Annotated in this window: 21 protein-coding genes and 1 pseudogene; 14 read left to right on the top strand and 8 right to left on the bottom strand. The window is 59.2% G+C overall.

The window, feature by feature from the left end; all coding sequences use genetic code 11:
- Positions 1 to 28 precede the first annotated feature (28 nt).
- From G5195_RS11850 to G5195_RS11840, 3 genes and pseudogenes are all read left to right on the top strand, one after another.
- A pseudogene (locus G5195_RS11850) lies at positions 29 to 553 on the top strand (potassium-transporting ATPase subunit C); the annotation flags it as partial.
- Positions 554 to 682: 129 nt separating this feature from the next.
- Positions 683 to 3,271: a sensor histidine kinase gene (locus G5195_RS11845; protein ID WP_167557068.1), complete on the top strand. Its 2,589-nt coding sequence runs from the start codon at positions 683 to 685 to the stop codon at positions 3,269 to 3,271.
- Positions 3,272 to 3,329: 58 nt separating this feature from the next.
- The gene (locus G5195_RS11840) at positions 3,330 to 4,013 is read left to right on the top strand and encodes a response regulator (protein WP_163129607.1); all 684 of its coding nucleotides are present in this window, start codon (positions 3,330 to 3,332) and stop codon (positions 4,011 to 4,013) included.
- Between the two features lie 4 nt (positions 4,014 to 4,017).
- On the opposite strand, the gene G5195_RS11835 is transcribed toward G5195_RS11840, so the two are convergent.
- Positions 4,018 to 5,145 (bottom strand): multidrug effflux MFS transporter, encoded by a 1,128-nt coding sequence (locus G5195_RS11835; RefSeq protein ID WP_421236168.1) that lies wholly within the window; start codon positions 5,143 to 5,145, stop codon positions 4,018 to 4,020.
- Between the two features lie 92 nt (positions 5,146 to 5,237).
- Between G5195_RS11835 and G5195_RS11830 the strand changes: the two genes are divergently transcribed.
- Positions 5,238 to 6,062 (top strand): AraC family transcriptional regulator, encoded by an 825-nt coding sequence (locus tag G5195_RS11830; RefSeq protein ID WP_108614335.1) that lies wholly within the window; start codon positions 5,238 to 5,240, stop codon positions 6,060 to 6,062.
- On the opposite strand, the gene G5195_RS11825 is transcribed toward G5195_RS11830, so the two are convergent.
- Positions 5,992 to 6,225, bottom strand: a complete 234-nt coding sequence (locus G5195_RS11825; RefSeq protein ID WP_100652158.1) for a hypothetical protein — start codon at positions 6,223 to 6,225, stop codon at positions 5,992 to 5,994. The two genes, G5195_RS11830 and G5195_RS11825, sit on opposite strands and share 71 nt — an antisense overlap.
- Positions 6,226 to 6,518: 293 nt before the next feature.
- Between G5195_RS11825 and G5195_RS11820 the strand changes: the two genes are divergently transcribed.
- Positions 6,519 to 7,769 (top strand): valine--pyruvate transaminase, encoded by a 1,251-nt coding sequence (locus tag G5195_RS11820; protein ID WP_127007973.1) that lies wholly within the window; start codon positions 6,519 to 6,521, stop codon positions 7,767 to 7,769.
- A gap of 72 nt (positions 7,770 to 7,841) precedes the next feature.
- Here G5195_RS11820 and G5195_RS11815 read toward each other — a convergent pair whose 3' ends face one another.
- Positions 7,842 to 8,282: an Hsp20 family protein gene (locus G5195_RS11815; RefSeq protein ID WP_100644735.1), complete on the bottom strand. Its 441-nt coding sequence runs from the start codon at positions 8,280 to 8,282 to the stop codon at positions 7,842 to 7,844.
- 92 nt (positions 8,283 to 8,374) lie between these two features.
- Positions 8,375 to 8,788 (bottom strand): Hsp20 family protein, encoded by a 414-nt coding sequence (locus tag G5195_RS11810; protein ID WP_005307125.1) that lies wholly within the window; start codon positions 8,786 to 8,788, stop codon positions 8,375 to 8,377.
- A gap of 280 nt (positions 8,789 to 9,068) precedes the next feature.
- Here G5195_RS11810 and G5195_RS11805 point away from each other — a divergent pair, with 280 nt between their 5' ends.
- Both G5195_RS11805 and G5195_RS11800 read left to right on the top strand, forming a co-directional pair.
- Positions 9,069 to 9,839 (top strand): MBL fold metallo-hydrolase, encoded by a 771-nt coding sequence (locus tag G5195_RS11805; protein ID WP_139402826.1) that lies wholly within the window; start codon positions 9,069 to 9,071, stop codon positions 9,837 to 9,839.
- A gap of 91 nt (positions 9,840 to 9,930) precedes the next feature.
- Positions 9,931 to 10,890: a helix-turn-helix domain-containing protein gene (locus tag G5195_RS11800; RefSeq protein WP_421223482.1), complete on the top strand. Its 960-nt coding sequence runs from the start codon at positions 9,931 to 9,933 to the stop codon at positions 10,888 to 10,890.
- Between the two features lie 86 nt (positions 10,891 to 10,976).
- Here G5195_RS11800 and gyrB read toward each other — a convergent pair whose 3' ends face one another.
- The 4 genes from gyrB to dnaA form a co-directional block, all read right to left on the bottom strand.
- Complete coding sequence (gene gyrB / locus G5195_RS11795; protein WP_076494165.1) at positions 10,977 to 13,388, bottom strand: DNA topoisomerase (ATP-hydrolyzing) subunit B; 2,412 nt, start codon at positions 13,386 to 13,388, stop codon at positions 10,977 to 10,979.
- Positions 13,385 to 14,488 (bottom strand): DNA replication/repair protein RecF, encoded by a 1,104-nt coding sequence (gene recF / locus G5195_RS11790; RefSeq protein ID WP_421223560.1) that lies wholly within the window; start codon positions 14,486 to 14,488, stop codon positions 13,385 to 13,387. Before recF ends, gyrB begins: the two co-directional genes overlap by 4 nt.
- Before the next feature lie 2 nt (positions 14,489 to 14,490).
- Positions 14,491 to 15,594 (bottom strand): DNA polymerase III subunit beta, encoded by a 1,104-nt coding sequence (gene dnaN / locus G5195_RS11785; RefSeq protein ID WP_421236167.1) that lies wholly within the window; start codon positions 15,592 to 15,594, stop codon positions 14,491 to 14,493.
- 83 nt (positions 15,595 to 15,677) lie between these two features.
- Positions 15,678 to 17,048: a chromosomal replication initiator protein DnaA gene (gene dnaA / locus G5195_RS11780; protein ID WP_421236166.1), complete on the bottom strand. Its 1,371-nt coding sequence runs from the start codon at positions 17,046 to 17,048 to the stop codon at positions 15,678 to 15,680.
- A gap of 311 nt (positions 17,049 to 17,359) precedes the next feature.
- Between dnaA and G5195_RS11775 the strand changes: the two genes are divergently transcribed.
- The 7 genes from G5195_RS11775 to yidC all read left to right on the top strand — a co-directional run bounded on the left by G5195_RS11775 (position 17,360) and on the right by yidC (position 22,165).
- A complete protein-coding gene (locus tag G5195_RS11775) occupies positions 17,360 to 18,118 on the top strand; it encodes an amino acid ABC transporter substrate-binding protein (RefSeq protein WP_005339308.1) in 759 nt (252 codons plus the stop codon).
- Positions 18,119 to 18,787 (top strand): amino acid ABC transporter permease, encoded by a 669-nt coding sequence (locus G5195_RS11770; protein WP_201959065.1) that lies wholly within the window; start codon positions 18,119 to 18,121, stop codon positions 18,785 to 18,787.
- A 12-nt stretch (positions 18,788 to 18,799) separates the two neighbouring features.
- Entirely contained in the window at positions 18,800 to 19,534 is a 735-nt protein-coding gene (locus tag G5195_RS11765) for an amino acid ABC transporter ATP-binding protein (RefSeq protein WP_041210479.1), read from the top strand.
- Between the two features lie 270 nt (positions 19,535 to 19,804).
- Complete coding sequence (rpmH, locus tag G5195_RS11760) at positions 19,805 to 19,939, top strand: 50S ribosomal protein L34 (protein ID WP_005307156.1); 135 nt, start codon at positions 19,805 to 19,807, stop codon at positions 19,937 to 19,939.
- Positions 19,939 to 20,298 (top strand): ribonuclease P protein component, encoded by a 360-nt coding sequence (rnpA, locus tag G5195_RS11755; RefSeq protein ID WP_005342318.1) that lies wholly within the window; start codon positions 19,939 to 19,941, stop codon positions 20,296 to 20,298. Before rpmH ends, rnpA begins: the two co-directional genes overlap by 1 nt.
- Positions 20,265 to 20,513, top strand: a complete 249-nt coding sequence (yidD, locus tag G5195_RS11750; RefSeq protein WP_010672280.1) for a membrane protein insertion efficiency factor YidD — start codon at positions 20,265 to 20,267, stop codon at positions 20,511 to 20,513. The genes rnpA and yidD overlap by 34 nt, the downstream gene beginning before the upstream one ends.
- Positions 20,514 to 20,518: 5 nt before the next feature.
- Positions 20,519 to 22,165, top strand: coding sequence for a membrane protein insertase YidC (gene yidC / locus G5195_RS11745; RefSeq protein ID WP_421223556.1), 1,647 nt, complete (start codon positions 20,519 to 20,521; stop codon positions 22,163 to 22,165).
- The last annotated feature ends 96 nt before the right edge of the window (positions 22,166 to 22,261 follow it).

The raw sequence follows: 22,261 nt of genomic DNA, 5'->3' as shown, positions 1-22,261 counted from the left end.
CCTGCCATCCATTTGGAGCAAGAGAATCATGATAGCAATCAGAACCCTGTTGACCCTGACCCTGCTGCTGGGAGTGGGTTATCCGCTGGCGGTGACCGGGCTGGCCCAACTGCTGTTCCCCTGGCAGGCCAACGGCAGCCAGCTGACCGACAGCAAACAACAGCTCATCGGCAGCGCCCTGCTGGGGCAGAAATTCGAGCGGGCTGACTATTTCCATCCCCGTCCCTCCGCCAGCGACTTCAACACCATAGGCGGCAGCGCCAGCAATCTGGGGATGAGCTCACCGCTGCGGGCCGAGTTTGCCGAACAGGCCGCCAAGGCACAGCCGGGAACCAGCTCCCCCGCCATGCTGACCCGCTCCGCCTCCGGCCTCGATCCCCACCTGCCACTGGATGCGGTGCTGGCTCAGGTCGACCGCGTCGCCAAAGAACGTGGACTGGATCCCGCCCAACTGACGGAGCAGGTCAAGTCGGCCACACAAGCTGGTATCCTTGGCCCGCAGGTGGTCAACATTCTCCAGCTGAATCTGCAACTGGATCATAAAAAGGGCGCCTTATGGCGCCCATTCCGGTTTGGTGATGACCTCGATTTTCGAAACGGGCGGTTGGCTCGATAGGGATAACAATGGCTGATGTAGCAAGCGCCGACGCCCTGCTGGCGAATCTGATGCAGGAGCATGGGGATGCGTGATGAGGTAAGGGCCGACGCCCTGCTGGCGAGCCTGGAACAGGAGCACAAGGGCAAGCTGAAGGTGTTTCTCGGGGCCGCTCCCGGCGTGGGCAAGACCTACGCCATGCTGCAGGCGGTGCGGGAACAGGCCAAAGAGGGGGTCGACATCCTGATCGGCGTGGTGGAGACCCATGGCCGGCAGGAGACCCTGGCCCTGCTCGACAAGCTCGCCATCATGCCGCGCAAGATCCACATGCACCGCCAGCAGCGACTGGAGGAGATGGATCTCGACGGCCTGCTCGCCCGCAAACCGGCCATCGCCGTGGTGGACGAGCTGGCCCACAGCAACGCCCCCGGCAGCCGCCACGAGAAGCGCTGGCAGGATGTGGAGGAGCTGCTGAACGCCGGGATCGACGTCTACACCACCCTCAACGTGCAGCATCTGGAGAGCCTCAACGATCTGGTGTGGCAGCTGACCGGGGTCAGGGTGAAAGAGACCCTGCCCGATCAGGTGCTGCTGGAAGCCGACAGTCTGGTGCTGATCGACCTGCCCCCCAAGGAGCTGCTCGGCCGCCTCAAGGAGGGCAAGGTCTATGTGCCCCATCAGGCCAAGGCTGCCCTGCAATCCTTCTTCTCCCTCAACAACCTCACCGCATTGCGGGAGCTGGCGATGCAGACCGCCGCCAGCCATGTGGAGGGCGATCTGCAACTGCAGTGGCAGGCTGCAGGCAAGAGCACCTTGCCGCTGCGGGGCAAGTTGATGGTTTGCCTCGGCGACCTGCACGGCTCGGCGCTGGTGCGCTACGGCCACCGCTTTGCCCAGCGCCGCCAACTCCCTTGGCTGGTAGTGCATGTCGACAGCAATGGCCGCCGCTCGGCCGATGTGGAGCAGGCGCTGGCGCTCGCCTCCCACCTCGGTGCCAAGGTGCTGACGCTATCCAGCCCGGCGGTCGCCAACACCCTGCTGGAGACCGCCGAACAGCAGCAGGTCTCCCAGCTTCTGCTCGGCAAACCTCACAAGGCGCCGTGGCGCCGCTCGCTGGTGCAACACCTGCTCAAACAGGCGCAGGGGCTCGAAATCACGCTGGTCGATACCGAGAAGCAGAAGCCCGAAGTGGGAATGCGCGTCCCGACCCCGAAGGATATTCACCACAGCCTGCTGGCAGTGGTGATCATGGGGATCACCTCGGCTGCCGCCTGGGGGCTCTCCTACTGGCTGCCCCCCGCAGCGTTGCCGCTCATCTTCGTGCTGGGGGTACTGGCGACCGCCCTCACCACCAGTCTGGTGCCCGCCACGCTGGCAGCGGTGCTGGGCTTTATCGCCCACAATCTGCTCTTCACCGCCCCCTACTTCTCCCTGAGCGTCGCCAACCACAGCGATCTGCTCACCCTGTTTGTGCTGCTTATCGTCGGCATGACCGCGGGACGGCTCGCCTCCCGCCAGCGGCAACAGCTGATCGGTCTGCGCGAGACCCAGCAGCTGGGCAATGCCCTGCTCTCCCTCAGTCAGGGGCTGGCCACCGCCAGCAGCCCGGAGGAGGTCCTAAGACAAGGGGCACAAGCGATCTCGCTGGCGCTCGGCCAGCCAACCGTGGTGATCGACAAGGAGTTCAACGATCGGCTCGGCAACGAGAAGCACAGGCCCGGCCAGACCGACAAGGCGGCCATCGACTGGTGTCTGGCCCAGAAGCAGAGCGCCGGAGCCCACACCGCCACCCTCAATGCCGCCGAGGCCCAGTATCACCACCTCAGCGATGATCTGGTGATCGGCATAACGCTGGCCAATCCACTCTCCTCCTCTGCCGAGCACCAGCTGCAGGCGCTGCTCACCGATATTCGCGCCGCACTGGCGCGGATCGACCTCAACGAGCGGCTGGCCGACAGCCAGCTACAGGCGGAGACCGACCGGATGCGCGCCGCCCTGCTCTCCTCGGTCTCCCACGATTTGAAGACGCCACTGGCGACCATCATGGGTGCCGGCAGCACTCTGCTGGAATATGGTGACCGGATCCCCGCCGAAGACCGCGACGAACTGCTCCACTCGGTGCAGGAGGAGGCGCGCCGCCTGCACAGCTATGTGCAGAATCTGCTGGATATGACCCGCATCGGCTCCCCCGACTTCCAGCTGAAACGGGACTGGGTCGATCTGGCGGATCTGGTGGAGAGCGCCCGCAAGCGACTCGACTCCTCCTGGCGCCAGCACAAGCTGCTGGTCCATTTCGATCAGCATGTGCCCCAGCTCTATGTCCATGGCGCCCTGATCGAGCAGGTGCTGGTCAACATCCTCGACAACGCCTCCCGCTACTCGCCGGCAGGCACCCCCATCGAGTTCAAGGTGATGATGGCTGAGCCCGACCTCATCATCGACATCATCGATATCGGGGTCGGTATCGCCGAGTCGGATCGGGAGAAGATCTTCAACCTCTTCTACACCCAGCCGGTTGGCGATTGCGGCAGCCGTGGCACCGGGCTTGGCCTCGCCATTTCCCGCGCTATGATAGAGGCCCACGGCGGCAAGATTTGGGCCTTCTCCGGTCCCAATGGCAACGGAACCTGCATGCGCATCTCCCTGCCGCTCGCTCTCAATTCACCGGAGGTCTGATGGCTGACCGCCAGCTCGGGTCACTCAGCCCCTCCCACCATTCGCCTCTGGAGGTTTGATGGCGCACATTCTGGTCATAGATGATGAAGCGGCGATCCGTCGCTTTCTGCGGATCAGCCTGATTGCCGAGGGGCATCAGGTGAGTGAGGCGGTGGGGGTCAATGAAGGGCTGGAGCAGTATCGCCACCTCAACCCCGATCTGGTGATCCTCGATCTCGGTCTGCCTGACGGCGATGGCATTCAGGTGTTGCAGGCCATTCGCGAACACCACCCCAATCCGGTGCTGGTGTTGTCGGCCCGCGATTCGGAGCAGGAGAAGGTGCGGCTGCTGGATGCCGGCGCCAACGACTACATGAGCAAGCCGTTCGGCATCGGCGAGATGATGGCCCGCATTCGCGTGCTCTTGCGCCAGCGAGCTGGCGTCAGCAGTGGAGAGCGGCGCCACTTCCCCCAATGCGGCCTGACGCTTGATGTCAGCAGCCACAGGGTGACCATGAAGGAGGAGGAGATCCCCCTCTCCCGCAAGGAGTTCGCCCTGTTGCAGGCGCTGGTGTGCCACCCCGGCAAGCTGGTGATGCAGACCCAGCTGCTTAATGACATCTGGGGGCCGAGCCACAAGGAAGACACCCACTACCTGCGCATCGTCATCGCCAGCCTGCGCAAAAAGCTGGGGGATAACCCCCAGCAACCGACGCTTATCGAGACCGAATCCGGTATCGGCTACCGCTTTATCGGCAACTGACGTTTCACGTGGAACGACGCCCGCTGCAAATCAGCGCCAGCAAACCGCAGCCACTCAGCAACAGGCCGAGATCCTGCAATACGGCCGCCACCGCCAACCCCAGACTAAGCAGCAGGTAGTAGCCAAGCCCGAACAGGGCACCAGCACTGCCCGCTACCTCGCGATAGGCCAGCAGCGCCTGACTCAGCACATTAGGAATCGCCAGCCCAAAAGCGACGACGACACCCATCATGGGCAACAGGAACCAGAGGCTGGCCTGAGTCGCCCAGACCAGCAGCCCAGCGACCAGCGCCAGAGCGCAAGCCAGTCTGACCAGAGATGACGGCAGCCACCCCCTCCCCAGCAGATGCTTGTTGAGCAGGCTGCCGAGCAGAGTCGCCAGCGCTAGCAAGATCCCCGAATAGCCAAACTCGCCGGTGCTCAATCCCAATCCGGCAAACAGGAACGGGGCCAGACTGTAGTAACCAAACAGCATGGTGTTGAACAGGGCGACCAGCATGGCACTGCGCCAGAGTCCGCCATCCTTCATCATCCGGCACGCCAGCGGCCAGAGCGCAACTCGCAGGCTGGTGGCCGGGCGGGTTTCCGGCAACTGCCAGCAGGTCACCAGCAGCAAACCTACCGCCAGTATCAGCAGACCGCTGAACACTCCGAGATAGCCAAACCCGCTCGCCAGCTGGCCGCCACTGAGCAACCCCAGCACCGGACTGAGTGAGAGCGCAATGCCCATCACCGAGAAGACCCACGCCAGATCGCTACCCTGATAGCTATCGCGCAGCATGGTCTGGGTCACCACGGATCCCACCGCGGCACCAAAGGCCGAGATAACCCGGGCCAGCAACAGGGTTTCAAACTGATCAGCCAGCAGCGCCAGCAGGGTGCCGACGCCATAGGTGAGCAGACCCGCCAGCATGGCGGGACGCCGCCCGATCAGATCGCAGAGCCGTCCCCAGCAGACCACGCCCACCGCAAACGCCAGAAAATAGACCGACAGGGTCTGGGATGCCTGCCCCTCGCTCACCCGAAACTGGGTGGCGATGTGGGTCAGGACCGGGCTGTAGATGGTCTCCACAATTTGGGGAAACATCATCAACCCCACCACCAGCCAGAGCGGTGGCAACTTGTTGTTCATGACAAACCTCCTTCACAAGAGGTCGCCATTCTAGAGAGATTCAGATTGTCCGATTACAATAAGCAGGACTATAAACATCAAAAATCGGACATATGGCCTTTATTCTTCCCGATCACCCTTTTGACCCCGACCAGCTGACGGGCAGCGTGATCGGCATTGCCTCCGCCCTCGGTTGGCACGACTCGGGTCTGCATCAACATCAACGCCATCAGCTGCTGTTCGCCCAATCCGGCTGCATGACCATGGAGCTGGAAGGTCGGGTTTGCCTGCTGCCACCCACCCGCGCCGCCTGGCTGCCTGCAGGCACCTCACACCGGATCTTGATGCGCGGTGTGGTGGCCTACCGCTCCCTCTACTTCCAGCCGCACCCCGAGTTGCCCGGCACGGTCGAAGTGCTGGCGGTCAATCCGCTGCTGCACGAACTGATCGAGCGGATGGCGCTCTGGCCGTGGGACAAACCGCAAGAGCAGCAGCAACGGACGGTTGCACTGTTTATGGAGGAGTTGGGGCAGGCGCCGCGGGAGTCGTGGCAGTTGCCGCTGCCGACCGATCCCAGACTGGGCGACTGGCTACAGCAGTTGAAACGGGGGGATGCCCTGCCCGATCGGCTCAACCGGCTGGCCGAGCGGGTGGGTGCCAGTGACAAGACCATTGGCCGCATCTTCATGCGGGAGACCGGCATGAGCTATCAGGCGTGGCGTCAGCAGTGGCGGCTGTTGCGCGCCATGGAGCTGCTGGCAGAAAGCGAGCCCATCAGCCGGATTGCCGCTGCGCTGGAGTTCTCCAGCGACAGCGCCTTCATCAGCTTCTTCAAACAACATACAGGACAGACCCCCCTGCGCTACCTCAACTCTCGGGGTGAGTCGCCACAGCCTGACTCGCCTCCACCACCAGGGTATCCAGCGCCAGCGGCTTGAGATTGTGCAACGCATCCTTCACCACGGCATGGGATGCCTGTTGCAACTCGCTCTGCACATCCTGCTCCAGCTGGGCACTCTCCAGCTCGGGCCGCGGGTTTTCGTTGGCCATCACGTTCAGGCTCAGGGCACTCACAATCAGGGTAGCGATCAGGCTTTTCATCTGGTTTGCTCCGGTATGGTTGAGATGACCAGATAGCTATTCCAATAGTTGTGCCAATCCTCACGCAATTCATAACATGATGATTTTGTTTAAATTAACTATATCTCGATACCAAATTGAGTCGCAAAATGCATCCCGCGCGGTCATTTTTAAACCAACAGTTGGTGCTTTTAACCACGCTTGATTTTTGCACCATGTTCCACGTGGAACGTCCCATCTTTTTGATCGACACCCGCTTTTAAACTGAGCTATGGTGCTACATCCCCGTAACTCAAATCTGGATCTGTCACTGAATGGAATTTTCCTTGTTCGGCGAGAAGTTCACTCGCCACGCCGGCATTACCCAACTCATGGATGACCTCAATCAGGGGCTGACCAATCCGGACGCCATCATGCTGGGTGGCGGCAATCCAGCCCCCATCCCCGCCATGCTGGAACGCTTTCAGGCCGAGGCCAAGAGCCTGCTCGACAACGGCGAGCTGGTCAAAGCGATGGCCAACTACGACGGCCCACAGGGCAAAGACAGGTTCACCAAAGCGCTGGCAGCCCTGCTCAGCAAGGAGCTGGGCTGGGATATCTCGGCTCGCAATATCGCCCTGACCAACGGCAGTCAGAATGCCTTCTTCTACCTGTTCAACCTGCTGGCCGGTGAATTTGCCGATGGCCGCAAGAAAAAGGTGCTGTTCCCGCTCGCCCCCGAATACATCGGCTATGCCGACTCGGCGCTGGCCGACGACTACTTCGTGGCTTACAAACCCACCATCGAGAAGCTGCCCGATGGCCAGTTCAAATACCATGTGGATTTCGAGAGTCTGCAGGTAGGTGACGATATCGGGGTGATCTGCGTCTCCCGCCCGACCAACCCGACAGGCAATGTGCTGACCGACGAAGAGATCGAACACCTCGATCAGATCGCCCGCGACAAGGGAATCCCGCTGCTGATCGACAACGCCTACGGCGTCCCCTTCCCGGGCATCATCTTCAGCGAAGCCAAGCCATTCTGGAACGCCAACACCATCCTTTGCATGAGCCTCTCCAAGCTGGGCCTGCCGGGCACCCGTTGCGGCATCGTCATCGCTGACGAGAAGATCATTCAGGCCATCACCAACCTGAGCGGCATCATCAATCTGGCGCCGGGCAGTCTGGGCCCCGCCATCACCATCCCGATGATCGAGAGCGGCGAGATCATCGCCCTCAGCGAACAGGTGGTGAAGCCCTTCTATCAGCAGAAGGCGGAGCTGGCGGTGCAGTTGCTGCGCGAAGCGATCCCTGACCCGCGCTTCCATATTCACAAACCGGAAGGTGCCCTCTTCCTCTGGCTCTGGTTTGAAGGCTTGCCGATCCACTGTCAGGAGCTGTACGAGCGACTGAAGGCGAAGAACCTGCTGATCGTGCCGGGTCACTACTTCTTCCCCGGCATCGACGACCCCGAGTGGCGCCACAGCCAGGAGTGCATTCGCCTCAACTACTCCCAGAGCGAGGAGCTGGTGCGTCGCGGCATCGCCATTCTGGCCGACGAGATCAACACCCTCTACGCCGGTTAATCCAATCCAGCGATACAAAAACACAAAGGCCTGCAGATGCAGGCCTTTATTGTTTATCGCGATCCGGTTTGCTTAGCCGGGCAACGCCAGCTGCTCGGGTTTACCGATGGGAATGGCCCGAGGCTTGAGCGCCTCCGGCAGTTCGCGCGCCAGCTCGATGGTCAGCAGACCATGCTCCAGCTTGGCGCCCTGCACTTCCACATGCTGGCTCAGCTTGAAGGCGAGCTCGAAGTCGCGCTCGGCGATCCCCTGATGGAGGAACTGACGCTCACCGGCCGCAGCCCCTTTGCACCCCTTCACCTTGAGGGTGCCGTTTTCGGTCTCCAGCTCCAGCTCTTCGCGCTCGAAGCCAGCCACGGCGACCGTAATGCGATAGCCATCCTGATCGCGCTTTTCAATGTTGTAAGGGGGGTAAGCCGCGGTCTTCTGCTCGAACAGACCTTCCAGCTCACGGGCCATCCGCTCGAAGCCGACGGCGTTGGAATAGAGATGAGAAAAATCGAGGTTACGCATATTCCTATCCTTCTAATAAGCAACAGGTTCAACTCTCCACAGGCCCGTCATCGGCACCCGGGAAATTTTAAAATTTCAGTGAATTCAGACTATCAGCCGTTAATCTCGATCTTGCGCGGCTTCATCGCCTCGGGCACTTCACGCACCAGATCGATGTGCAGCAAGCCGTTTTTCAGGTCGGCCCCTTTCACCCGTACATAGTCGGCCAGCTGGAAGCGGCGCTCAAAACCACGCTCGGCGATCCCCTGATAGAGATAGTTGCGCTCGGTATCGGCCTGCTTGTTGCCCTTCACCGTCAACAGATTTTCCTGGAAGCTCAGCTCCAGCTCTTCCTGGGTAAAGCCCGCTACCGCCATGCTGATGCGGTAGTCGTTGTCACCCAGTTGCTCGATGTTGTACGGGGGATAACCGGCATTGCCATTGCTGGCCGCAGATTCGATGAGATTGGCCAGACGATCGAAACCGATGGCAGAACGATAGAGCGGAGAAAAGTCGATAGAACGCATAGTATTACCCTCTTATGAGCGATAACGGATTGTTTGCCCTCCTTATGGACGGGCGCCTGGTCGAAACCTCTGTCGAGCGTTCCGGCCTTGTTACCTATATAGGGGCTCACTTTTTCCTTTCAAGGGGATTTTTTCAAATTTTTTAAATGGCCGCACCGACCTGTAGAACATCAACCTGTTGGCCCGATAGTGATGATAATCGACCCGTGGGCCACTGATGGCAATGCGCTCCGCACTCCATAATTGGTTGCATATCCACCAGCCAACATGGAGCCATCTCATGAAGATTACCCAGGTTCGTAACGCCACCTTGCTGCTCGACTATGCCGGCACCCGCTTTCTGATCGACCCCATGCTCTCGGCCAAGGGAGCCTTCCCCGGCTTTGAGGGCACCGCCAACAGCCATCTGCGCAATCCGCTGGTCGAGCTGCCGCTACCGATCGATGAGCTGGTCGATGTGGATGCCGTTATCGTCACCCACGACCATCCAGACCACTGGGATGATGCCGCCAGAGCCCTGATCCCCAAGCATCTGCCGCTCTTGGTGCAACATCAGAAAGATGCCGATGCCATTCGTGCCAGTGGCTTTGAGGATGTGAGGCTGCTGAGCGACCAGCCCGAGTTTGCTGGCATTCGCCTGCAGCAGACTGGTGGCCAGCACGGCAGCGACCAGTTGATGGCGGTACTGGGCGAGCGAATGGGAGAAGTGTGCGGCGTGGTCTTCTCCCACCCCGATGAACAGTGCCTCTATCTGGCCGGTGACACCATCTGGCATCCCCGGGTCGAGCAAGCCCTGCAACAGCATCAGCCCGAGGTCATCATCCTCAACTGTGGCGATGCACAGGTGCCCGGGCTCGGTTCCATCATCATGGGCAAGGAGGATGTCGCCGCCGTTTATCAGGCCGCACCGCAAGCCACGCTGATCGCCAGCCATATGGAGGCGGTCAACCACGCCGTGCTGTCACGCCTAGAGCTGCGCGACTATCTGGCGGAACGGGGCATGATGGATCGGGTACGGGTGCCAGAAGATGGCGAGGCGATATCGCTGTGACCCGCAGGAGGGCCATGCCAGAGATGGCCCTTCGGCTTTCACTACCGAACGATTATGATGAGTGGTCTGAGCGCAGAGAGGAGCCAACACCATGACCACCCCGATCGTTGCCGTGGTGACCTTCGATCACTTCAGCCCTTTTCACTGCGCCGTCCCCTGCCTCATCTTCGGTGATATCCTGCCGGGCCAGCCGCTGTTCGAGCTCAAGATCTGCTGCGGTGATGGCAACCCTCATTCACACTCGGCGCAAGGATTCACCATTCAGGCTCCTCATGGGCTGGAGGTGCTGGCCGAGGCGGAGATCATCGTCATCCCCTTCTGGCACGACCCGGCAGCACGGCCACCAGCAGCGCTGCTCGATGCCCTGATTGCCGCCAGAGCCAGAGGTGCCCGGCTGGTCGGGCTCTGCCTCGGTACCTATGTGCTCGCCTACGCCGGGCTGCTCAATGGTCGCAAGGCATCGACCCACTGGGAGTACGAGCAAGATTTCTGCCACCGCTTTCCCTGCGTGCAGCTCGATACCAACGCCCTCTATGTGGATGACGAAGGGCTTGTCACCTCGGCAGGCACTGCCGCCGGGCTGGACTGCTGCCTCTATCTGGTACGCCAGTACCACGGCTCGGCCATCGCCAACAAGGTGGCACGGCGGCTGGTGATCCCGCCCCACCGGGAAGGGGGTCAGGCCCAGTTTATCGAGCAGCCGGTGCCCGCCTCCACGCGCGATGTCCGGATGAACCAGTTGCTCGATCACCTGCGTGCCCATCTGGCCGAGCCTCACACCCTGGACTCTCTGGCGGCCCATACCCTGATGAGTCGGCGCACCTTTACCCGCCGTTTTCATCAGGCAACTGGTCTCTCGGTGGGTGAATGGCTGCTGGCGGAACGGCTCAGGCGCAGTCAGGAGCTGCTGGAGGTAAGCGGCCATTCCATCGATCGCATTGCCGAGCTGGTCGGCTTCAAGAGTGCCACCTCCCTGCGCAACCACTACCGCGCCCGCTTTTCCATCTCCCCCAGCGAGTGGCGACGATCTTTTCGTGGCCAAAACCCCTGATGTTTCACGTGGAACGTGCAACTTCTTTCGCCCAAAAACAAAAAGCCGCTCACAGGGAGCGGCTTTTTGCTGTCTGACTGCGTCGATTAAACGTCGAGGTTGGCCACGCGCAGGGCGTTGGTCTCGATAAAGTCACGACGGGGCTCAACGGCATCACCCATCAGGGTGGAGAAGAGCTGGTCGGCACCGACGGCGTCGTCGATGGTGACGCGCAGCATGCGACGGGCTTCCGGATCCATGGTGGTTTCCCACAGCTGGTCCGGGTTCATCTCACCTAGCCCTTTATAGCGCTGGATGTAGATGCCGCGCTTGCCTTCGCCCATCAGCCACTCGACGGCTTCTACGAAGTTGGCAACCGGTTTGACCTTCTCGCCACGCTTGATGAAACCACCTTCCTCGATCAGGTTGGCGATCTCCTTGCCCAGCGAGACCAGCTGACGGTACTCACCGGACTGCAGGAAGTCGTAGCTGAGCGGATATTCGCGGTCGACACCGTGCTGACGTACCACGGCGTGCGGCACGTACAGGCTGCGCTCTTCGTCACGACGAACCTGGATCTGGTACTGGATACCGTGGTTGCTCTCGTTGAGCACGGCTTCCATACCCTGACACCAGGCCAGCAGATCGCTCTCGCTGTTCAGCAGCGCTTCGTTCAACTCCGGCTGATAGATCAGCTGGGTCAGCACGGCTTCCGGCGCACGACGAGACATGCGGGTGATCAGGTGAGTCACCGAGCGGTGCTGGTTGACCAGGCGCTCCAGTGCCTCGCCACCGATAGCCGGAGCAGACTCGTTAACGTGCAGAGTGGCACCATCCAGCGCCATGGCGGTCTGGTACTGCAGCAGCGCGTCTTCGTCTTTCAGATACTGCTCCTGCTTGCCCTTCTTCACTTTGTAGAGCGGCGGCTGGGCAATGTAGACGTAGCCACGTTCGATAATTTCCGGCATCTGACGATAGAAGAAGGTCAGCAGCAAAGTTCGGATGTGCGCACCATCGACGTCCGCATCGGTCATGATGATGATGTTGTGATAACGCAGCTTGTCCGGGTTGTACTCGTCGCGACCGATACCGCAACCCAGTGCGGTGATCAGGGTGCCCACCTCTTGCGAGGAGATCATCTTGTCGAAACGGGCCTTCTCTACGTTCAGGATTTTACCCTTGAGCGGCAGGATGGCCTGGTTCTTACGGTTGCGACCCTGCTTGGCGGAACCGCCAGCAGAGTCCCCTTCCACTATGTAGAGTTCGGAGAGAGCCGGGTCTTTTTCCTGACAGTCAGCCAGCTTGCCGGGCAGACCTGCGATATCCAGCGCGCCTTTGCGGCGGGTCAGTTCGCGGGCCTTGCGGGCCGCTTCACGGGCACGTGCCGCATCGATGATCTTGTTGACCACGATCTTGGCATCGCCCGGGTTTTCCAGCAGGAAGTCAGCCAGCTTCTCACCCATCGCCTGTTCAACGGCGGTCTTCACTTCGGAAGAGACCAGCTTGTCTTTGGTCTGGGATGAGAACTTGGGATCCGGCACCTTGACGGAGATAACGGCAATCAGACCTTCACGCACGTCGTCGCCACTTGCGGCAGACTTGGCCTTCTTGCTGTAATCCTCTTTGTCCATATAGGAGTTCAGAGTACGGGTCAGCGCGGTACGGAAGCCAACGAGGTGAGTACCACCATCCCGCTGCGGGATGTTGTTGGTGAAGCAGTAGACCCCTTCCTGATAGGCGTCATTCCACTGCATCGCCACTTCAACGCCGATACCATCCTGCTCGGTGGTGAAATGGAACACCTTCGGGTGGATCGGGGTCTTGTTCTGGTTCAGGTATTCAACGAACGCCTTGATGCCACCTTCGTAGCAGAAATGCGCCTCACGGCCGTCACGCTCATCCATCAGACGGATGGAAACACCGGAGTTGAGGAAGGAGAGCTCGCGCAGGCGCTTGGCCAGGATCTCGTAGTGGAACAGGGTGTCGCTGAAGATGGTCGGGCTCGGCCAGAAGCGAACTTCAGTACCGGTGCCGGTGCTGTCGCCAATCTGCTTGAGCGGCGCCTGCGGCTCACCCAGATGATAGGTCTGCTCGTAGACGTGACCGTTACGACGAATGGTCAGCAACAGCTTGTCAGAGAGGGCGTTAACGACGGAGACGCCGACGCCGTGCAGACCACCGGAAACCTTGTAGGAGTTGTCATCGAACTTACCGCCAGCGTGCAGCACGGTCATGATGACTTCGGCAGCGGAGCGGCCCTCTTCCGGGTGAATATCGACCGGAATACCACGGCCGTTATCGCGCACGGAGACGGAGCCATCGGAATGGATCTTGACCTGAATATCGGAGCAGTAGCCAGCGAGCGCCTCGTCAATGGAGTTATCGACGACCTCGAACACCATGTGGTGCAGACCCGAGCCATCATCCGTATCGCCGATATACATCCCCGGGCGCTTGCGGACCGCATCCAGGCCCTTCAGCACCTTGATATTCGAGGAGTCGTAAGTATTTTCACTCATAGCTTACTCTCTGCCTTCTCTAACGTTTCGGAGATTTTACCCTGTTCCACGTGGAACAACTTACAGTCATTCGCATCCATCATGTCTGCGAGCTGACCGGTGTCGATGGCGGTGATAAACACCTGGGACGCGCACTGCTTCAGCCTTGCGGCCAGCAAGCGGCGCTTGTCGACATCCAGTTCAGAGGCAAAATCGTCAATTAAAAAAATACAGCCACGGCTGCTATGTTGATTCAAATAGAGCCCTTGGGCCAGTCGCATGGCGCAGACCAGCAACTTCAGCTGACCCCGGGACAAAATATCCTGAGCGGGCACCCCGTTCGCCTTGAGGCGCACATCGGCTTTCTGTGGACCGACACCGGTATAGCCCAGCGCCCGATCCCGCTCAAACCCCGCCTCCAGCAGATCGCCGAGGGGAGTATCTTTCTCCCAGCCCCGGTAAAAGCCGAGACTGATATCGAATTCCGGCAGAAAATCCGCCGTCATATCCTTGATCAGCGGCGTAATGGCCTGACAATAACTGGCGCGAAACTCGGCCAGCTCACCACCCAGCCGCACCAACTCCTGATCCCAGAACGCCAGCTGGCGGTATTGGGTGCTCTGGCGCAACAGCGCATTGCGCTGTTTCAGCAGCCGCCGCACTCGTCCCCACAGGGCAAAGAAGGTCGGCTCCTGATGGAAGACACCCCAATCGAGCCAGGCGCGGCGAGCCTGAGGCCCGCCCGTCAGCAGGTTGAAACCATCGGGATGGATCAACTGCACCGGCAACAGCTCCGCCAAATCGGCAAGCCGCTGGGCCTGTGCCCCGGCAATCTTGAGCTGGGTCTCGCCACTCTTGTCTTTGGCAAGACCGATCGGTACCTGACGCCCCTCCAGCTCGCAATGGGCAAACAGGGTAAAGGCCCTCTCCCCCTGGCGGATGACCCGCCCGGTCAAATGAGTGCGAAAGGAGCGCCCCAGACCAAGGTAGTGAATGGCTTCCAGCACACTGGTCTTGCCGCTGCCATTGCACCCGACCAGAATGTTGAGGCCGGGCGACAGCTTGAGACTGGCTTGCTGGATATTGCGAAAGTCGCTGAGCTGGAGTTTGACCAGGGACACGACTAGATCCGCATCGGCATCACCACGTACTGAGCATCCTGATGTTCAAAATCCTCAATAATGGCACTGCTGATGGAATCGCTCAGGCTAATCCGAATTTGGTCACATTTTAACGTATTCAGCACGTCGAGCACATAAGAGACGTTAAAGCCGATCTCCATCTCGCCAGCGGCATATTGTACGTCAAGCAGCTCTTCGGCTTCTTCCTGTTCCGGGTTGTTCGCGGTGATGCGCAGCAGGTTTTCCTGCAGATTGAGACGCACCCCACGGAATTTCTCGTTGGAGAGGATAGCGGCGCGGGCAAACGCCTGACGCAGATCCTCACGGCCAGCGATCAGGGCCTTGTCGCTGTTGCGCGGAATGACGCGGCGCCAGTCCGGGAAGCGGCCATCCACCAGCTTGGAGGTGAAGATGAAGCCGTCCAGCGCAGCACGCAGGTTGCTGCGACCGATCTGCAGCCGCACCGGCTTGTCTTCTGCTTCCAGCAGACGCACCAGCTCCAGTACCCCTTTGCGCGGCAGGATAACCTGATGATCGGGCAGCGATTCCCCTACTACCTCGCGGCGGCAGGTGGCCAGACGGTGACCGTCGGTCGCCACGGTGCGCAGACCGTGACCTTCGCTCTCGAACAGCATGCCGTTCAGGTAGTAACGCACGTCCTGGCTGGCCATGGAGAACTGGGTCGCATCGATCAGCTTCTTCAGCTCCAGCTGGCTGATATCGAACTCGAGCACGGATTCCCAATCCTCGATGTTCGGATACTCGGTCGCCGGCAGGGTCGAGAGATTGAAGCGGGAGCGACCGGACCGGATGATCAGGCGCTCGCCTTCGGTATTGAGACGGATCTCGGCGCTTTCCGGCAGACCACGGCAGATATCCAGCAGCTTGCGCGCCGGTACTGTGGTGCGGCCATCTTCGCTGGCCCCGTTCAGATAGACCTGACCGATCATCTCTACTTCGAGATCGGTGCCGGTCAGTGACAGCAGACCGTTGCTGACATCAAGCAGCACGTTGCCGAGGATCGGCAGGGTCGGTCGGCCGCCGAGGGCGCCGGACACCAGTTGCAGAGGACGTAACAGGGCCTCACGGCTAATTTCGAGCTGCATCTGTGCTCTCCGTTGTGATTAGGAGGAAAAGATTCGGATCAGGTTGGAATATTCGCGCTGCATCTGTCCACTCGATTCCGTTATCAGGAAGAAAGGGTACGGATCAGGTTGGAATAGTCCTCCTTGATGTCGTGACTCTCCTCCTTCAGCTGCTCGATCTTGCGGCAGGCATGAAGAACGGTAGTGTGGTCACGGCCACCAAAGGCATCACCTATCTCCGGCAAACTGTGGTTGGTCAGCTCCTTGGCCAGTGCCATCGCCAGTTGGCGCGGACGAGCAACAGAGCGGGAACGACGCTTGGAGAGCAGATCCGCCAGCTTGATCTTGTAGTACTCCGCCACCGTCTTCTGGATATTGTCGATGGTGACCAGCTTCTCCTGCAGTGCCAACAGGTCGCGCAGCGCTTCGCGCACGAAATCGATGTTGATGGCACGGCCGGTGAAGTTGGCGTTGGCGATCACCCGGTTGAGGGCGCCTTCCAATTCACGGACGTTGGATCGCAGACGTTTGGCAATGAAGAAGGCCACTTCGTCCGGCAGATGGATCTGGTTCTCGTCTGCCTTGCGCATCAGGATCGCGACACGGGTCTCCAGCTCCGGCGGCTCGATCGCCACGGTCAGGCCCCAGCCGAAGCGGGACTTGAGGCGATCCTCGACACCGTTGATCTCCTTCGGATAGCGATCCGAGGTCAGGATGATCTGCTGATTCCCTTCCAGCAAGGCATTGAAGGTATGGAAGAACTCCTCCTGGGAGCGCTCCTTGTTGGCGAAGAACTGGATGTCATCGATGAGCAGGGCATCGACGCTGCGGTAGTAACGCTTGAACTCTTCAATGGCGTTGTTTTGCAGCGCTTTCACCATGTCCTGAACAAACCGCTCGGAGTGCATATAGATGACTTTGGCATCTTTTTTACTCTCCTTGATGGCATTGCCAACGGCGTGCAGCAGGTGGGTTTTACCCAGGCCGGTGCCGCCATAGAGGAACAGCGGGTTGTAAGCACCACCCGGATTGTCCGCTACCTGACGGGCAGCCGCACGCGCCAACTGGTTGGACTTACCCTCGACGAAATTCTCGAAGGTATAGTTCACGTTGGTGTTGCTCTTGTGGTTCGGCTCGGGCTTGGCTTCAGCCTTGCTTTCCCAGCTCTTCTGCAAGTTATTCACAGGCGCGACACCCTGTACCGGCGCTCTGGCGACAGCAACAGGATGGGGACGATTGCCTATATCAAAACGCAGGGCGGGGCCGTCGACCCCGCAGAGTTCGTTGATGATGCCGTTAACCCGGATGAGATACTTGTCTCGTACCCAGTCCAGAACAAAGCGATTCGGTGCATACAGGGTCAGAGTATTGTCACTCAACTCCGCTTGAAGCGGCCGGATCCACATGCTGAATTCTGCCGAGGGCAACTCATCTTGCAGCCGGTTAAGGCACTGCTGCCATAGCGAAGCAGTCACTCTAAACTCCTGTCGATTGATTAACTAAAGACCGGCTATTCTACGTTTTTAGCCGCCGGATCTCCAGCCATCGCCCGGTGGATCCAGCAAATAAGATCCTTGACTTTCAAGGATCCAGCGCCTTTGGATCGGATTTCATCCCCAAAGTTACCCACAGCTTGATCCACCGTCCGGATTGGTCGATCCCGTGCTTCTCTCCTGTTATTTCATATAACCAAATGTCATTTATTTTTTAAATTTTATTCCAATAACATCAGGGCCAAACCAGTTATTACAACTACAAATACAAGACATTGAGAGAGAGAAACACCATGAAAACATCCATCAAACTGATTTCCGGCGCAGCCATCCTGCTCGCCACCCTGTCCGGTCAGGCCATCGCCCAGGAGACCATCAAGGTCGGCATGTCTGGCAAATATTTCCCGTTCACCTTCGTCAAGCAGGACAAGCTGCAAGGGTTTGAAGTGGATATGTGGAACCAGATCGGCGAGCGCACCGGCTACAAGGTCGAATTCGTGACCGCCAGCTTCTCCGGCCTGTTCGGCATGCTGGAAACCGGCCGCATCGACACCATCTCCAACCAGATCACCATCACCGACGAGCGCAAGGCGAAGTACGACTTCTCCCAGCCTTACGTCTATGACGGCGCCCAGATCGTGGTACGCAAGGGCAACAGCACCATTCATGGCATCAAGGATCTGGAAGGCAAGAAGGTGGCCGTGAACCTGGGTTCCAACTTTGAAGAGCTGCTGCGCAAGAACGACCCGAACAAGAAGATCGATATCCGCACCTATGACTCCGCCTTCGAGCAGGATGTCGCCCTGGGTCGCATCGACGCCTTCGTGATGGACCGCGTCTCCACCGCCCAGCTGATCAAAGAGTCCAAGCTGCCGCTGCAACAGGCTGGCGCACCGTTCGAGACTATCGAGAACGCCCTGCCCTTCCTGAAGACCCCGGAGAAACAGGCGCTGCTGAAGAAGGTCGACGAGGCCCTGACTGCCATGCGCAAGGATGGCTCCCTGCGTCAGATCTCCGAGAAATGGTTCGCTTCCGACATCACCGACAAATAAATGATGGAATTTGACCTCGAATACACGCTGGGGCTGTTTCCCATCCTGCTCAAATATCTGGGCACCACGATGGAGATGGCCCTGTGGGGATTCGTGCTGGCACTCGTACTCTCGCTGGCCCTGGCGATAGTACGGGTGTTTCGCGTCCCCGCGATTCACTGGCTGGCGATGCTCTATATCTCGTTCTTTCGGGGTACACCGCTACTCGTTCAGCTGTTCCTGCTCTACTACGGACTGCCGCAACTGTTCCCGATCTTCGTGGGGATGGATGCCTTTACCGCCGCCATCGTCGGTCTGACCCTGCACTTCGCCGCCTACATGGCCGAGTCGATCCGCGCAGCCATCCTCGGCATTCACAAAAGCCAGATGGAAGCGGCGCTCAGTATCGGCATGAGCCGTTATCAGGCGATGCAGCGGATCATTCTGCCGCAGGCTGCACGCATAGCCACTCCGTCGCTGATGAACTACTTCATCGACATGATCAAGAGCACCTCGCTGGCCTTTACCCTCGGCGTGGCCGAGATCATGGGCAAGGCGCAGATGGAAGCCTCCTCCTCCTTCAAGTTCTTCGAGAGCTTTATGGCGGTGGCGCTCATCTACTGGGTAGTGGTCATCTTCTTCACCCGCTTGCAGCATCTGCTGGAAGTACACCTCAACCGTGCCTATTAAAGGAGGGCTCCCATGATCAAGCTAACCGGCCTCTCCAAGGCATATAACGGCAATCAGGTGCTCAACGGCATCGATCTGGAGGTAAAGAAGGGGGAGATAGTGGTCATTATCGGCCCCTCCGGCACCGGCAAGTCGACTCTGCTGCGCTGCCTGAACCTGCTGGAGACCCCGGATGCGGGTTCGCTTGCCATCGACGATCTGCAGCTCAATCTGGCAAATGCCAGCGAGCAGCAGGCCATCGAGCTGCGCAAGCGCGCCTCCTTCGTGTTCCAGAACTACGCCCTGTTTGCCAACAAGACGGCACAAGACAACATCGCCGAAGGGCTGATCACCGTCTGGAAACAGCCAAAGGCGGAAGCCCGTGCTACCGCCCTTGGCATCCTTGAGGATATAGGTCTTGCCGACAAGAAGGACGCCTATCCGGCCTCCCTCTCCGGCGGCCAGCAGCAGCGGGTCGGCATCGGTCGGGCCATGGCGGCCCACTCCAAGGTGATCCTGTTTGACGAACCCACCTCGGCGCTCGATCCGGAATGGGTCGATGAAGTGCTCGGGCTGATGAAAAAGCTGGCTAGCCAGCACCAGACCATGGTGGTGGTGACCCACGAGATTGAATTCGCACGGGATGTGGCCGATCGGGTGATCTTCATGGAAGGTGGCCGGATCGTGGAGCAGGGCCCGCCGGATCAGATATTGGTCGATCCCAAGGATCCCCGTACCCGGGAGTTCTTGCGGAAAGTCCTTAAATAGCTCTCTCTTTGGCGGCCTGGCCGCCTTTTTTATTGAGGGATCCCTTGTTTAACACCGGGTTGCCAGTATAATCCGGTGCCCTCGATCCTCTGGATCCTCACGCTCGGCAGTGGCCTTTTCAAGACCACCGCAGGATGAGAGGGAACGGCGGATTGACTAAAAGCCGAACTCTGTTTAGAATTCGGCCTCTTTTGCTAGTCGTCACACGCTATAGCTGGCGCGTCGGCTAAGTGTGACAATCAAAACTGTACAGTAATACGGAATCGAATCATGAAACGTACTTTTCAACCGTCCAACCTGAAGCGCAAGCGCTCTCACGGTTTCCGCGCCCGCATGGCAACTGCCAACGGTCGTAAAGTTCTGGCCGCTCGTCGTGCCAAGGGTCGTGCCCGCCTGGTAGTCTAATGCCTACCCAGCACACCTTCTCTCGGGAGTTACGTCTGTTAACTCCCGAACACTTCAAACGCGTTTTCGCCGAGCCTGTCCGGGCCGCCTCTCCGCAGATTACTCTTCTCGCCTCTCCCAATTCGCTCGAACACCCTCGTCTTGGTCTCGCTGTGCCCAAAAAAGCACTCAAGCGTGCCGTTTGGCGTAACCGTGTCAAACGGGTGGTTCGGGAAAGTTTCCGCCTCAAACAACATCAGCTGCCCGCTATCGACATCGTGGTGATCGCCAAGGCCGGTGTGAAAGAGATGGATAACGAGGAACTGTTCAAGTTACTGGAAAAGCTATGGCGCACTCTGTCACGCCGTTGCAATGGGTAGCTATCAAACTGATACGTCTGTATCAGCTAATCATTAGTCCCCTGCTGGGGCCGCGCTGCCGTTTTACCCCGACTTGTTCCCAATTTGCGATAGAAGCAATCCGACTTCACGGTTTCATAAAAGGCGTTTGGTTAGCCAGCAAACGTCTATTAAAATGCCATCCCTTATCCGAGGGTGGTTATGACCCGGTTCCGCAACCAAAGCGAAGAAACTGAAAACTATGGAATCACAACGCAATCTACTCCTGATCGGTTTGCTGTTCGTGAGCTTTCTGCTCTGGCAACAGTGGGAGTCCGACAAGGCTCCGAAGCCGGCCCCGACTACCGTGGCCCAAACCGAACATTTCGTACCTGAAGCCGGTCAGACCGGTGATATTCCTCAGGTTTCCGAGCAAGCCAACGCGACTGCCGCACGCAAGCTGATCACCGTCTCCTCTGACGTACTCAAGCTGACCCTGGACACCCAGGGTGGCGACATCGTGTCTGCCGAACTGCTGTCTCACAAACTGGAAGAGGGCAAGGACCAACCGTTCGTGCTGCTGACCAGCAAGCCTGAGCACCTCTATATCGCCCAGAGCGGTCTGGTGGGTCGCAACGGTCCGGACAGTCAGGCCGAAGGTCGTCCTACCTATGAAGCCGCCCAGACCAGCTATCAGCTGGCCGATGGTCAGGATCAAGTCGTCGTTCCGATGACCTGGACCGACAGCAAGGGCGTGGTCTTCACCAAGGAGTTCATCCTCAAGCGTGGCGACTATGCCGTTGGCGTTGATTACAAGATCGACAACAAATCTGCCGAGCCGGTTCAGGTGCAGTTCTATGGTCAGCTGAAGCAGACCATAGCCACACCGAAGGATCAGGAAGGTCATGCCATGGTAGCCAGCGCTTACCGTGGTGGTGCCTTCTCCACTGAAGATACCCGCTACAAGAAGTACACCTTCGACGAGATGAAGGATGCCGACCTGAACAAGACCACCAAGGGTGGTTGGGTCGCCATGCTGCAACACTACTTCGTCTCTGCTTGGGCTCCGAACGCAAACGATACCAACAGCTTCTACAGCCGCGTGATCCCGGGTAAAGGCCAGGCCATCATCGGTTACAAGGCGCCGATGGTTGACGTGGCTGCCGGTCAACAGGCCGAAGTGACCAGCAAACTGTGGGTTGGCCCCAAGCTGCAAGACCAGATGGCCAAGGTGGCTAACCACCTCGACCTGACCGTCGACTACGGCTGGCTGTGGTTCATCGCCCAACCGCTGCACTGGCTGCTGACCGTGTTCCACGGTTTCGTCCAGAACTGGGGTCTGGCCATCATCATGCTGACCCTGCTGGTGCGCGGCATCATGTTCCCGCTGACCAAGGCCCAGTACACCTCCATGGCCAAGATGCGCATGCTGCAACCCAAGATTGCGGCCCTGCGCGAGCGCTTCGGCGACGACCGCCAGAAGATGTCTCAGGGCATGATGGAGCTGTACAAGAAGGAGAAGGTCAACCCGCTGGGTGGCTGCCTGCCGATCCTGGTACAGATGCCGATCTTCATCGCCCTTTACTGGGCACTGATGGAATCCGTTGAACTGCGTCACGCGCCGTTTGCCCTGTGGATCACTGACCTGTCAGTGAAGGACCCCTTCTTCGTGCTGCCAATCCTCATGGGTGCCTCCATGTGGTATCTGCAGAAGATGAGCCCGACCACCGTAACCGACCCGATGCAGCAGAAAGTGATGCAGTTCATGCCGATCATCTTCACTTTCATGTTCCTCTGGTTCCCCGCTGGCCTGACTCTCTACTGGCTGGTGAGCAACGTCATCTCCATCATCCAGCAGACCATCATCTATCGTCAGCTGGAGAAGAAAGGACTGCATTCACGCAGCTAATCTTCCCGTGATGACAAAAGAGGCGGCCTTCGGGCCGCCTTTTTTATTACAATGTCCCCACTACGTTTTCCTATCAGCGAACAAACGAGCCAAGCA

The sequence above is a fragment of the Aeromonas sp. 601039 genome (assembly GCF_049174415.1).
GTDB lineage: Bacteria > Pseudomonadota > Gammaproteobacteria > Enterobacterales > Aeromonadaceae > Aeromonas > Aeromonas veronii_A.
Note: the sequence above shows the minus strand (reverse complement) of the source record. Positions and strands in the feature narration are given on the sequence as shown.

Coding starts and splice junctions, on each gene's coding strand:
- G5195_RS11845 (WP_167557068.1), top strand. CDS start 683: ATGCGTGATGAGGTAAGGGCCGACGCCCTGCTGGCGAGCCTGGAACAG.
- G5195_RS11840 (WP_163129607.1), top strand. CDS start 3,330: ATGGCGCACATTCTGGTCATAGATGATGAAGCGGCGATCCGTCGCTTT.
- G5195_RS11835 (WP_421236168.1), bottom strand. CDS start 5,145: ATGAACAACAAGTTGCCACCGCTCTGGCTGGTGGTGGGGTTGATGATG.
- G5195_RS11830 (WP_108614335.1), top strand. CDS start 5,238: ATGGCCTTTATTCTTCCCGATCACCCTTTTGACCCCGACCAGCTGACG.
- G5195_RS11825 (WP_100652158.1), bottom strand. CDS start 6,225: ATGAAAAGCCTGATCGCTACCCTGATTGTGAGTGCCCTGAGCCTGAAC.
- G5195_RS11820 (WP_127007973.1), top strand. CDS start 6,519: ATGGAATTTTCCTTGTTCGGCGAGAAGTTCACTCGCCACGCCGGCATT.
- G5195_RS11815 (WP_100644735.1), bottom strand. CDS start 8,282: ATGCGTAACCTCGATTTTTCTCATCTCTATTCCAACGCCGTCGGCTTC.
- G5195_RS11810 (WP_005307125.1), bottom strand. CDS start 8,788: ATGCGTTCTATCGACTTTTCTCCGCTCTATCGTTCTGCCATCGGTTTC.
- G5195_RS11805 (WP_139402826.1), top strand. CDS start 9,069: ATGAAGATTACCCAGGTTCGTAACGCCACCTTGCTGCTCGACTATGCC.
- G5195_RS11800 (WP_421223482.1), top strand. CDS start 9,931: ATGACCACCCCGATCGTTGCCGTGGTGACCTTCGATCACTTCAGCCCT.
- gyrB (WP_076494165.1), bottom strand. CDS start 13,388: ATGAGTGAAAATACTTACGACTCCTCGAATATCAAGGTGCTGAAGGGC.
- dnaN (WP_421236167.1), bottom strand. CDS start 15,594: ATGCAGCTCGAAATTAGCCGTGAGGCCCTGTTACGTCCTCTGCAACTG.
- G5195_RS11775 (WP_005339308.1), top strand. CDS start 17,360: ATGAAAACATCCATCAAACTGATTTCCGGCGCAGCCATCCTGCTCGCC.
- G5195_RS11770 (WP_201959065.1), top strand. CDS start 18,119: ATGATGGAATTTGACCTCGAATACACGCTGGGGCTGTTTCCCATCCTG.
- G5195_RS11765 (WP_041210479.1), top strand. CDS start 18,800: ATGATCAAGCTAACCGGCCTCTCCAAGGCATATAACGGCAATCAGGTG.
- rpmH (WP_005307156.1), top strand. CDS start 19,805: ATGAAACGTACTTTTCAACCGTCCAACCTGAAGCGCAAGCGCTCTCAC.
- rnpA (WP_005342318.1), top strand. CDS start 19,939: ATGCCTACCCAGCACACCTTCTCTCGGGAGTTACGTCTGTTAACTCCC.
- yidD (WP_010672280.1), top strand. CDS start 20,265: ATGGCGCACTCTGTCACGCCGTTGCAATGGGTAGCTATCAAACTGATA.
- yidC (WP_421223556.1), top strand. CDS start 20,519: ATGGAATCACAACGCAATCTACTCCTGATCGGTTTGCTGTTCGTGAGC.